An 11616-nucleotide genomic window follows, 5' to 3' on the forward strand; every position below is an offset into this window, starting at 1 on the left:
ATATCACATATGGAGGGCGCCATGCGTACCCTGGTCGACATCCCCGCCGAACACCTCGAGGCGCTCAACGCCCTGGGCGAGCAACAGCAGCAATCGCGCGCCGCGCTGATCCGCGAGGCGGTCGCCGAGTACCTGGTCCGGCACCGCCGGCAGGATGCCGAGGCCGCCTTCGGCCTGTGGAACGGCAGCGCCGGCGACGGCCTGGCCTACCAGGAGAAGGTGCGCGAGGAATGGTGAAGGCGCTGTTCGACACCAACATCCTCATCGACTACCTCAACGGCCACCAGCAGGCCCGCGACGAGTTGCGCCGCTACGATGACCCCGCCATCAGCATCGTCACCTGGATGGAGGTGATGATCGGCGCCACGCCCGCCACCGCCGCGGCCACCCGCGCCTTCCTCGACAGCTTCGCCCTGGTGCCGCTCGACGCGCCCGTCGCCGAGCGCGCCGTGGCGGTGCGCCAGGCGCTGCGGGTGAAGCTGCCGGACGCCATCATCAAGGCCAGCGCCGAGGTACAGGGGCGCCTGCTGGTCACCCGCAATACCAGGGACTTCCCCGTCGACGACGCCGGCGTGCGCCTGCCCTACCGGCTCTGAGCTCCGCGCCGGGCGAACCACAGGCTGGAGAAGGCGTAGGCGACGAACCAGCCGATGTTGATGCCGGCGCCGCGCAGCCAGGTGCCCAGCGGCTCCGCCAGCACGGCGGGGGCGAAGTGGCCCAGCACCCCGAGGCTCAGCGGGTTGAGCAGCAGCGCGCTGCTGCGCGGCAGGCGCGTGCGCCCGCAGGCGATGGCCAGGGTGAGCACGGCCAGCCCGGCCACCAGGCCGCCCACCGCCGCCACCCAGGCGATCATCAGCAGGCGGTGGAACTGCTCGCCCAGCGCCAGCAGCGCCGGGTGGGCGTCCGCCGGCACCAGCAGGAGGGTCTTGTAGACCATCCCCAGGTGGTAGAAGGCGGCGTGCCCCAGCGGCGAGTAGGCGTTGCCGCAGACCAGCAGGGCGAACAGCGTCCAGGCCATCCAGCCCTGGCCGCGGGCGACCAGGAACCAGTGCCAGGCGCCGAGCAGGTACAGCGGCATGGCCAGCACCGCCACCAGGGCGCCGAAGGCCAGGCGCGGCTCGCTGTTGGGCAGCATGTAGTCCAGGCCTTCGAAGCTGATCCGCGCCAGGTAGTCCTGCAGCGGCGGGTAGTCGGCGAGGTTGGCCCGGGCGCCGAGCAGGCCGGCGTCGCCGATCATCCAGAACACCGCGGCCAGCAGTCCGGCGTAGCCGCACAGGCGCAGGGCGCGGTCGCTGTAGATCGGGTTCATGGCGACGGCCTGCGGGCGCGGGCCAGCGCCGCCAGGATCACCACCAGGGGAACGCCCAGGGCGAACCAGGACAGCGCGTCCCAGGGGCCGTCGCCGACCAGCGCGGAAACCAGCCCCACCAGGCTGAGCACGGCCAGCGCCAGGGGCCAGCGGAACACCCTCCACAGGTTGCGCTTCATGCCTCGCCCTCCGCGGCCAGGTGCCCGGCCTGCAGGTCGGCCAGGCGTTTCTCCATGGTCTTGCGCCGCGCGAACCACAGGTACAGGCCGCTGCCGAGGACGACGATGGCCACCAGGTCGAGCAGCGTCCAGACGATCTTCAGCGGCAGCCCGCCGTAGTCGCCGAAGTGCAGCGGCTGCGAGAGGAACAGCGTCTTCACGTACAGCGGCATCTCGCGGATGTCGGTCAGCTCGCCGGTCTGCGCGTCCACCAGGGCCGGCTTGAGCAGGCGCTTGGTCAGCGGCGTGGCGCCGTGCATGAACACCGCGTAGTGGTGCTGGCTGCTGAACTGGGTGCCGGGGAAGCCGATGAAGCTCATGGTCATGTCCGGTGCCGCCGCCTGGGCGGTCTGCAGCGCCTTGTGCAGCGAGCCGTTGTCGGCCATGGGCGGCGCGTCGCGGTAGGGCGCGGTCATGTCGGCCAACTGGTCGCTGCGCCAGAGCATGAGGATCGGCAGCGCCAGGGTGTTGATCACCCCGGTGGCGCCCACCACCAGCACCCAGGCCAGGGTGACGATGCCCAGCATGTTGTGCAGGTCCAGCCACTTCACCCGGCGGCTGCGTTTGGTGCGCACCGCGGCGAAGTCGAGCTTGCGCATGAACGGCGTGTAGACCACCACCCCGGACACCAGCGAGGCCACCAGCAGCAGCCCCATGAAGCCGAGGAACAGGTAGCCGGGCAGGCCCATGAACAGGTCGGTGTGCAGCTTGAGCATCAGGTACATGAAGCCGCCGGGCGGCGGCTCCGGGTCGAAGAACTCGCCGGTGCGCGCGTCGAACGGCTGCACGTGGCCGATCTCCGGCGGCGGCACCAGGCTGGGCGCGGTGATCACCGCGCCCAGCGGCTCGTCGGGGTCGAACACCACGAAGCGCACCACCTCGCCCGGGCGCGCGGCCAGGGCGCGGGCCACCACGTCGTCGTAGTCGATGCGTGGCGACTCGGCGGTCAGCGGCTTGAGTTCCGGGTGCGGTTCCAGGTAGTGCTCGATCTCCTCGTGGAAGATCAGCGGCAAGCCGGTCAGGCACAGCAGCAGGAGGAACAGCGTGGACACCAGGCTGGTCCACTTGTGCACCAGGTACCAGGTGCGCAGGGCTTTCGCGGTCATGGGCGCCTCAGAAGTCCGCGGTCAGCGACAGCGACAGGGTGCGCGGCGAGCTGACGGTCATGTAGCCGTTGGACGCGGTCCAGTAGTCCTTGGCCAGCAGGTTCTCCAGGTTGGCCCGCGCCACCAGCGGCTTGCCGGCGACCTGGAAGGCGTAGCTGGCGCCGACGTCGACGCGGTTCCAGTGCGGGACCTTGAGGTCGTTGGTGGTGTCCAGGTAGGCCGCGCCGGTGTAGATCCAGCGGCCGTCGAGGGTCAGCCCCTGGACGAACGGGGTGTCCCAGCTCAGCCCCAGGTTGGCCTGGCGCCGCGGCACGCCGGGGGCGTCCTGGCCTTCGCTGGCGGGGTTGGCGGTCTTGCTCTGCTCGGCCTTGATGTAGGTGGCGCCGGCCAGCACGCGCAGGTCGTCGGTCAGTTCGCCGAACAGGCTCAGCTCGATGCCGCGGTTGCGCTGCTCGCCGTCGGCGCGGAACACGTTGTCGGCGTCGAGGAAGGCGTTGGGCTTCTTGATCTCGAACAGCGCCAGGGTGGTGGTGAAGCTGCCCAGTTCGTACTTGGCGCCGACCTCGTACTGCTCGGCCTTGTACGGCGCCAGCGCCTGGCCGGCGTTGGCCGCGGTGGAGGGCGGGGTGTCGCCCTGGCTCAGGCCCTGGATGTAGTTGGCGTACAGCGACAGCTCGTCCAGCGGCTTGACCAGCAGGCTGAACATCGGCGTCCAGGCGTGCTCGTCGTACTTGTTGGTGCGCGCCCCGCTGGACGGGTCGTAGTCCTTGGACTGCACCGTCTGCCGGCGCACGCCGGCGGTGAACTGCACGCGCTCGTCGAGGATCGACAGCTTGTCGGCCAGGGCCACGCCGGAAAGGTCGGTTTCGTTGGTCTTGGGGATGCCGCCGTCGAGGCTGGAGAAGTCCGGGATCGGCGTGTGCGGCGAAGTCTCGTAGAGGCTGCCCGGCTGCATGCCGGTGAACACGTAGACCATGCCCACGCGCTCGTGCAGGCGGTTGGCGCTGAAGGTCCAGTCGTGGCGCACCGGGCCGGTGTCGAAGTCGCCGCGCAGGCCGGCCTCGCCGGAGTAGGTGCGGCGGTCGGCGCGCTGGCGCGCCAGGCCGTTGATGATGTCGCCCTGGTTGCCGTTGAGGATGCTGTTGGCGGCGACGGTCTCGTAGTTGCTCTGCCGTCCGCTGACGCTGGCGAAGGCGGTGAGGTGGTCGCCGAGGTCGTACTCGCCGCGGTTGACCAGGGAGTAGTCCTCCTGGTCCAGGTAGGAGTCGCGCAGGCCGAAGCGCGTCTTGGAGTCCGGCGCGTGGGGGACGCTGGTGGCGGTGCCGGTGATTACCGGGCGCACCACGCCCTCCAGGCTTTCCTTCTGGTACAGCAGGTCGCTGGACAGGCGCAGGCGCTCGCCGCGGAAGTCCAGGGCCAGGGACATCAGCGGGAACTCGCGGCTCTGGTGGTCGATGGCGGTGTCGCCGTTGCGGTACACGCCGTTGAAGCGCACGCCGAAGGCGTTGCCCTCGCCGAAGCGGCGGCCGGTGTCCAGGTGCGTGCCGACCTGCGAGCGGTCGGTCCAGTCCAGGCTGACGCGGGTCAGCGGCTGGTCCTCGGCGCGCTTGGGCACCAGGTTGATGGTGCCGCCGACGCTGCCGCCGGGGGACATGCCGCCGAGCAGGGCGGTGGGGCCCTTGAGCACTTCCACGCGCTCGGCGAACTCGATCGGCACCCGCCAGTAGGGCAGCACGCCGTACAGGCCGTTGAGGGCGACGTCGGCGTTGTTCACGTTGAAACCGCGGATGACGTAGGTGTCCACCAGGTCGCCGCGGCCGCCGACCACCCGCACCGACGGGTCGTTGGCCACCAGCAGGTCGGCGACGCTGCGCGCCTGCTGGGCCTCGATGGTCTGCGCGGTGTAGCTGGTGACGCTGAAGGGCGTGTCCATGAGGTCGGCGTTGCCCAGCATGCCCAGGCGCGCGCCGCTGGCCACCTGGCCGCCGGCATAGGCGGGCGGCAGCGTCTCGGCGCCGAGGCTGGCGGTGATGGTGCTGGCCGACAGGGCCACGGCGCCGTCGGTGGGCAGTGGCCGCAGCACGTAGCTGCCGTTGGCCTGGGGCTCGGCTTCCAGGCCGCTGCCGGCGAGCAGCGCGCTGAAGCCGCCGGTGACGTCGTAGCTGCCGTGCAGGCCGGTGGACTGGCGGCCGCGCAGTTGCGCGGCGTCGAACGACAGGGCCACCCCGGCGGCGCTGGCGAAGCGCCCGAGCACCTCGGCCAGCGGGCCGGCGGCGATGTCGTAGCGCGCGGCTTCCGCGGCCTGGGCCGTGGTGGCGGCGAGCGCGCCGGCGCCCAGGGCCAGGGCGATGGCCAGGGCCAGCGGTTTGTGCAACGAGCGGCTGCCGGTGGTCGGCGCCGGGGCGGTGTAGCGGTTCATGCAAGCTCCCCCAAGTTGGGCCAGATGGCCCGGAATAAGAGGGGGCCGGGCGAGGGCGGAAAAAAGTGCAAGGACGGGCGGATTTTTTTCGCCCCCGGCGTTCAGGCGCGTGGCTGCACGCTGATCCAGAAGCGCGTATGGCGCACGATGCGCAGGTCGAAGCCGGATTCCAGGGCGGCCAGGGCCAGGTCGGTGTCGCCGATGGGGAAGTTGCCGGAGACCTTCAGGCCGGCCACCTGCGGGTCGCAATGCAGCACGCCGTTGCGGTAGCGCGAGAGTTCCTCCAGCAGCTCGCCCAGCGGGCGGTCCACGGCGATCAGGCTGCCGGCCAGCCAGGCCGCGGTGTTGGCGTCGTTGTGCCGCAATTGGCCGAGTTCCAGCGCGTCGAGGTCGAGCTGCTCGCCGCCGTGCAGGATGCGGCTGCGCTGCGGCGCGGCCTGGGGGCGGACTTCCACGGCCTTGTCGAGCACGGCGACGCGGGTGCGGCCGTCGAGCAGGCGCACGCTGAAGCGGGTGCCCAGGGCGAGGATGCGCCCCTGCGGCGTCTCCACGCGGAAGGGCCGCGCGCTGCCGCTGGGGTCCGGCGCGGTGCTGACGAAGATTTCCCCGCGCAGCAGACGCAGCAGGCGTTGTTCGGGGTCGAAGAGCACGTCCACCGCGCTGTCGGTGTTGAGCGTCAGCGAGGAGCCGTCGGCCAGGGTGACTTCGCGGCGTTCACCGACTGCGCTGCGGTAGTCGGCCAGCCAGGCCTGCCAAGGCGTGTCGCGCCAGGCCAGCCAGGCCAGAGGCAGGCCCAGGGCGAGGCTGCCCAGGCCGCCGAGCATCTGCCGCCGCGACAGCGCGCGGGCGCTCAGCGTCGGTCCGGCTAGTTGCCCCGGCACCCGGGCGAACTGCTGGCGCACCTGCTCCACCCGGGCCCAGGCGCGCTGGTGCTCGGCGCTGGCGGCGTACCAGTGCTGCCAGGCGTTGCGGTCGGCATCGCTGGCCTGGCCGGAATAGAGGCGCGCGTACCACTGGGCCGCGGCGCGGATGGCCTGGCGCTCGGTCTCGCTGGGAGTGGCGGTGCTCATGGCAGCATCAGGCAGCAGTGTTCCATGGCCTTGGCCATGTGGTTGTTCACCGTGCGCAGGGAAATGCCCTGGCGCTCGGCGATCTCGGCGTAGGTCAGGCCTTCCACCTGGGCCAGCAGGAAGCTGCGCTTGACCTTGGCGCCCAGGCCGTCGAGCAGGCGGTCGATCTCCATCAGCGCCTCGAACAGCAGGGCCTGGGTCTCCGGCGAGGGCTGCTCGTCTTCCGGCAGGCTGGCCAGGGCTTCCAGGTAGGCCTGTTCCAGCGCGCGGCGGCGAAAGTGGTCGACCATCAGGCCGCGGGCGACGGTGGCCAGGTAGTCGCGTGGCTCGCGGATTTCGCTGGCGTTGCGCGCGCGCAGCACGCGGACGAAGGTGTCCTGGGCCAGGTCGGCGGCATCGCAGGCGTTGCCCAGGCGGCGCCGCAGCCAGCCGTGCAGCCAGCCGTGGTGCTCGCTGTAGAGGTCGCGCAGGGCGTGCTGTGGGTTGAGGACGGTCGCCGACATGGGAATGGCCTGGAAAAAGAATGGCCAATGATAATCACTATCAATTGCCTATTTCCAGGCCTCCCTTGGTCGCGTCTGGAAACTGTCTACGCAGCCATGCCGACGCATGGCGGATCGTAGACGGCTTCTCAGCGGACCAGATGCAGGAACTGCAGGTGCCGCTCGTACTGGTCGAGCATGTCGTTGATGATCTGCTCCTTGCCGTAGCCCATCAGGTCGTAGTCCTGGCTGCCCTCGGCCAGGTGCACCTCGGCGCGGAAGTAGCGGCGGTTCTTCAGGTGCAGGCCGCCCATGCCGGCGCGGGCGAAGGACGGCGTGAAGTAGCCGCGCATCGATACCTGATAGTAGAACGGGTGCTGCTCGCCGTGGCCGATCTCCAGGCTCAGCTCCAGGTTGCCCGGGTCGAGGTCGGCGTCCACCTGCAGGCCCTTGTCGCGGAACACCTCCGCCACCTCGGCCATCGCCGGGCTGACCACGTCCGCCAGGAAGCGGTACACCTCGTCGCGGGTGGGGAAGTGCACGGCCTGGGAGATGCGCCGCTTCCAGCCGCCGGCCTTGGCCGCCAGCGGCGGCGCCAGGGAGTGGCTGCGCGCGCGCTGGCGCTGGGATTCGAGGTAGAAGGCCTTGTGCAGGCCCCACATCATCAGCAGCAGGATCAGCGAGAAGGGCAGCGAGGTGAGCACCACCGCTGATTTGAGCGCGTCGATGCTGCCGGCGAACAGCAGGCCGCCGGTGACCAGCGCGGTGGCCAGGCCCCAGAACACCCGCAGCCACTTGGGCCCGTCGTCGTCGGCGCTGCCGCCGCGGGCGGAGAGGGTGGAGAGCACCACGGTGCCGGAGTCGGCCGAGGTGACGAAGAACACGAAGCTGACCAGCACGGTCACGGCGATCAGCGCGCGGCTGCCGGGGTAGTCCTGCAGCAGCTGGTAGAGCGCCATCTGGGGCTCCGCCATGGCCACCCGGCCGAGTTCGACGGCGCCGTGGTTGAGCACCTGGTCCAGGGCGCTGTTGCCGAAGATCGACATCCACGCCAGGGTGAAGCCCAGGGGGATGAACAGCACGCCGAAGACGAATTCGCGGATGGTCCGCCCACGGGAGATGCGCGCGATGAACAGACCGACGAAGGGCGCCCAGGCGATCCACCAGGCCCAGTAGAACACCGTCCAGCCGCCCAGCCAGTCGCCGCCCTCGCCATAGGCGTAGAGGTCGAAGCTCTTGGTCGGCAGCGCGCCCAGGTAGTCGCCGATGTTCTGCACCAGGGTGTTGAGCAGGTGCTGGGTGGGCCCGGCGAACAGCACGAACAGCAGCAGGCCGCAGGCCAGCAGCATGTTGATGTCGGACAGCAGGCGGATGCCCTTGTCCACGCCGGACACCGCCACGGCGATGGCCGCGCCCATCATCAGGGCGATCAGCGTCATCTGCACCGGGTGGCTGTGGGCCACGCCGAACAGGTAGTCGAGCCCGGCGTTGAGCTGCAGCACGCCGAAGCCCATGTCCGCGCCCAGGCCGAACACGGTGGCGACGATGCCGAAGCAGTCCACGGTGTAGCCGATGGGCCCGTTGATGCGCTTGCCGATCAGCGGGTACAGCGCCGAGCGCAGCGCCAGCGGCAGGTTGTGGCGGTAGGCGAAGTAGGCCAGGGCCATGGCCACCAGGGCGAACACGCCCCAGCCGTGCAGGCCCCAGTGCAGGAACAGCAGCTGCATGGCCTGGCGCGCGGCCTCGGCGCCGCCGGCCGCGCCCTGGGGCGGCTGCAGGAAGTGCGTCAGCGGCTCGGACACGCAGAAGAAGAACAGGGTGATGCTGATGCCCGCGGCGAACAGCATGCCGGCCCAGGACAGGTAGCTGAATTCCGGCTCGTCGTGGTCGGCACCGAGCTTGATCTTCCCGTAGCCGGAAAGCGCGGTGACCACCACGAAGATCAGGTACAGCGTCATCGCCAGCAGGTAGTACCAGCCGACGTTGGCGGCGGCCCAGGCCTGGGCGTCGAGCAGCCATTGGCCGGCCTCGGCGGGAAAGCCGATGACCAGGGCGACGAACAGCAGGATCAGCGCTGCCGCACCGTAGAAGACCGGTGGGTTCATGCGCATGGCGGGGGTGGGTGGCGCGGTGACGGAGGGGGAGGGAACGGCGGACAAAACGGGCGGGGTTCCTCGTGTTTTTAATTGATCAACCAATCAATATAAACACGAAAGGCCGTGCCAGGGCCAATCCTCGGGACCGATGGTCCCGCCGCCGGCCCCGTGCGGGGGCCGAGCGGAGCGGGTACTGCTTTACTTGCGGCGGCGCTTCACGCGGCGGACTTCACGGCGTTCCGGATCGACCTGCTGAGGTACGTTGAGGAAAGCGGTGGCGGCGAAAAAGCTGGCAAGAGCGGCAAAGCTGGTCACGATAGTCTCCAAAGGCGCCGGGGAAATTGGGTCCCGACTGCCTGACAGCCATTTTCCCTGATCTTCATGACAAAAAGAAGTTGATGCGCCTGATGATCGGTATCGAAGTGGTCGATGAGGCTGCTTTTTTATGTAAATGTCAGAGAAATTCCTGTTTTTGACCTTTCCATCAGGATTCCCTGCTGCCGGCGGCGGGGTAGGCGAATCGTTTCACTGCGACCATTCGTCGCTTTTCACGGACGTTCAGGGCTTATGAGACGCTTTTTCGCGGGGGCCGAGCTCCTTGCAGGAGCGCGCATAGCTTTTCGTAGGATGGGTTGAGCTTGCGAAACCCATGCGGTTGCGCTGATGGGTATCGCTTCGCTCAACACCATCCTACGAAAAGCGCCCCGGCGCGGCTTGCAAGACAGTTGCTCCTACATTGCAGGCGAGCAGAAGAGCAGCTCGGCGTTACGGGAGCGGGTCTTCTTCCAATAACGCGCGCAACTGCTCGCGCACGCCGGGCCGGCGCAGCAACTGGCGCAGGTCCGCCGGCGCGGCGTCGGGCAGGTTCAGGTGCTGCGGCTGGATTTCCGCTCCCGGGCTGACCAGCAGGGCGAAGTGGATGACGTTCTCCAGCTCGCGGATGTTGCCCGGCCAGGGGTAGGCTTCCAGCGCCGCCTGGGTCGCTTCGCCGATGTGCGGCACCGGCAGGTCCAGGCGCTGGGCGTGGATGCCGAGGAAGTATTCGGCCAATGGCAGGATGTCGCCGATGCGCTGGCGCAGCGGCGGCAGTTCCAGGTCGCCGTCCACCAGGTATTGCCGCAGCGGTTCGAGGAACTTGCCGGCCGCCACCGCCTGGCCCAGGTCGATGCTGGTAGCCACCACCAGGCGCACGTCCACCGGGATCGGTTCGCGGGCGCCGACGCGCAGCACTTCGCGTTCCTGCAGCACGCGCAGGAGTTTTTCCTGCAAGGCCAGCGGCAGGTCGGCGATCTCGTCCAGGTACAGGGTGCCGCCGTTGGCCGAGCCCAGCCAGCCGGCGCGGCTGCCCACCGGGCCGTTGTGGGCGCCGGGGGCGTAGCCGAACAGCTCGGCCTCGGCGAAGTTGCGGCTCAGCGCGCTGCAGCTGACCGCGACGAACAGCCCGGGGCGCTCGCTGGCGCGGTGGATGTGCCGGGCCAGCAGTTCCTTGCCGGTGCCGGTCTCGCCGCGGATCAGCACCGGCTGCAGGCCCGGGGCCAGGCGCTCGACCTCGTCGCGCACCTGGTGCGAACGCGGGTCGAAGAACACCAGCGCCTTGGCGCGGATGCTCAGCGGGCTCTTGTCGGCGTCGGGGAAGGTCAGCAGCGGTTGGGGGACTTTCATCTGCGCGATCTCGAAATGAAAACGCCGGTGCGGATGCTCACCGGCGTGGGGGATGGGCGGCGCTGCGCGGCGCCGCCGGCTGGGCATCGATCAGAAGGCAGGGATCACCGCGCCGTCGTATTTCTTCTCGATGAAGGCCTTCACTTCCGGGCTGGTCAGGGCCGCGGAGAGTTTCTTCAGGGCGTCGCTGTCCTTGTTGTCCGGGCGCGCCACCAGGTAGTTCACGTAGGGCGAGTTGCGGTCTTCGAGGATCAGGGCGTCCTTCACCGGGTTGAGCTTGGCTTCCAGGGCGTAGTTGGTGTTGATCAGGTCCAGGTCGACCTGGTCCAGCACGCGCGGCAGCAGGGCCGATTCCAGCTCCTTGAACTTCAGGTGCTTGGGGTTCTCGGCAATGTCTTTCGGCGTGGCCAGGGCGTTGTGCGGGTCCTTCAGCTTGATGACGCCGGCCTTCTGCAGCAGGAGCAGGGCGCGACCGCTGTTGCTGCCCTCGTTGGGCAGGGCCACGGTGGCGCCGTCGGGCAGCTCGGCCAGGGACTTGTACTTCTTCGAGTAGCCGCCGAAGGGCTCGACGTGCACGCCGGTCACGGTGACCAGGTCGGTGCCCTTGCCCTTGTTGAAGTTGTCCAGGTACGGCTTGGTCTGGAAGTAGTTGGCGTCCAGGCGCTTCTCGGCCACCTGCACATTGGGCTGCACGTAGTCGGTGAAGACCTTGACCTCCAGGTCCACCCCTTCCTTGGCCAGGGTCGGCTTGATCAGCTCGAGGATTTCCGCGTGGGGCACCGGAGTGGCGGCCACCACCAGTTTCTCGTTGGCGTTGACCGAGGCGCTGAAGGCGGCGGCGAGGGCAGTGATGAGCAGCAGTTTGTTCATGACGGCGTCCTTGTAGGGCAGCGTGCCGGGCAGGTCGCGCTCGTGGCGGCGACGCGGGCGGCGGGGGTTGGCTCCGGCGCCTCTGCGGGCGCCGTTGGAGCGAAAGCTACCGGGATTTTTTATTCCATTAAAATATTATTTATTCATTTTTATATGACTGAAATTCATATTCAGACTGAGGCAAGCTGCCGCGCGGCAACCCGCCACGGCGGCATTTTCCGGGGCCGGGGGTACCATCGACGGGCTTTCTTGAGCTGCGTCAATGCATGCCCTGCTAGTCTTTGCTTGGCGTACCGCCGCGACCACAGGTCCGCCGGCCCGAACAAGAATCCGATTCCAGGATCACCACTGAAACTGTCGGCTCCCGTGGGCCGGCGAGTTGCC

The 11616-nt window shown here is 68.8% G+C and carries 11 protein-coding genes; 2 read left to right on the plus strand and 9 right to left on the minus strand.

The window, feature by feature from the left end:
• The first annotated feature begins 21 nt into the window (after positions 1 to 21).
• Together PM1_RS03040 and PM1_RS03045 are read left to right on the plus strand one after the other, a co-directional pair.
• Entirely contained in the window at positions 22 to 237 is a 216-nt protein-coding gene (locus PM1_RS03040) for a ribbon-helix-helix domain-containing protein (protein WP_009613188.1), read from the plus strand.
• The gene (locus tag PM1_RS03045; RefSeq protein ID WP_009613187.1) at positions 231 to 596 is read left to right on the plus strand and encodes a type II toxin-antitoxin system VapC family toxin; all 366 of its coding nucleotides are present in this window, start codon (positions 231 to 233) and stop codon (positions 594 to 596) included. Before PM1_RS03040 ends, PM1_RS03045 begins: the two co-directional genes overlap by 7 nt.
• Here PM1_RS03045 and PM1_RS03050 read toward each other — a convergent pair.
• The 9 genes from PM1_RS03050 to PM1_RS03090 form a co-directional block, all read right to left on the minus strand.
• Positions 584 to 1309: a DUF6796 family protein gene (locus tag PM1_RS03050; RefSeq protein ID WP_009613186.1), complete on the minus strand. Its 726-nt coding sequence runs from the start codon at positions 1307 to 1309 to the stop codon at positions 584 to 586. The genes PM1_RS03045 and PM1_RS03050 overlap by 13 nt on opposite strands.
• Positions 1306 to 1488: a hypothetical protein gene (locus PM1_RS03055; protein WP_009613185.1), complete on the minus strand. Its 183-nt coding sequence runs from the start codon at positions 1486 to 1488 to the stop codon at positions 1306 to 1308. The genes PM1_RS03050 and PM1_RS03055 overlap by 4 nt, the downstream gene beginning before the upstream one ends.
• A complete protein-coding gene (locus PM1_RS03060; RefSeq protein ID WP_009613184.1) occupies positions 1485 to 2633 on the minus strand; it encodes a PepSY-associated TM helix domain-containing protein in 1149 nt (382 codons plus the stop codon). The genes PM1_RS03055 and PM1_RS03060 overlap by 4 nt, the downstream gene beginning before the upstream one ends.
• Positions 2634 to 2640: 7 nt before the next feature.
• The gene (locus PM1_RS03065; RefSeq protein ID WP_009613183.1) at positions 2641 to 5052 is read right to left on the minus strand and encodes a TonB-dependent receptor; all 2412 of its coding nucleotides are present in this window, start codon (positions 5050 to 5052) and stop codon (positions 2641 to 2643) included.
• A gap of 101 nt (positions 5053 to 5153) precedes the next feature.
• A complete protein-coding gene (locus PM1_RS03070) occupies positions 5154 to 6122 on the minus strand; it encodes a FecR domain-containing protein (protein ID WP_009613182.1) in 969 nt (322 codons plus the stop codon).
• The gene (locus PM1_RS03075) at positions 6119 to 6625 is read right to left on the minus strand and encodes a sigma-70 family RNA polymerase sigma factor (protein WP_009613181.1); all 507 of its coding nucleotides are present in this window, start codon (positions 6623 to 6625) and stop codon (positions 6119 to 6121) included. The genes PM1_RS03070 and PM1_RS03075 overlap by 4 nt, the downstream gene beginning before the upstream one ends.
• A 128-nt stretch (positions 6626 to 6753) precedes the next feature.
• The gene (gene betT / locus PM1_RS03080) at positions 6754 to 8709 is read right to left on the minus strand and encodes a choline BCCT transporter BetT (protein ID WP_024128103.1); all 1956 of its coding nucleotides are present in this window, start codon (positions 8707 to 8709) and stop codon (positions 6754 to 6756) included.
• Positions 8710 to 9465: 756 nt separating this feature from the next.
• A complete protein-coding gene (locus PM1_RS03085; protein WP_009613178.1) occupies positions 9466 to 10362 on the minus strand; it encodes a sigma 54-interacting transcriptional regulator in 897 nt (298 codons plus the stop codon).
• Between the two features lie 90 nt (positions 10363 to 10452).
• Entirely contained in the window at positions 10453 to 11232 is a 780-nt protein-coding gene (locus PM1_RS03090; RefSeq protein ID WP_009613177.1) for a MetQ/NlpA family ABC transporter substrate-binding protein, read from the minus strand.
• Positions 11233 to 11616: the final 384 nt, after the last annotated feature.

It is taken from the genome of Pseudomonas sp. M1 (assembly GCF_022760135.1).
Taxonomy (GTDB): domain Bacteria; phylum Pseudomonadota; class Gammaproteobacteria; order Pseudomonadales; family Pseudomonadaceae; genus Pseudomonas; species Pseudomonas citronellolis.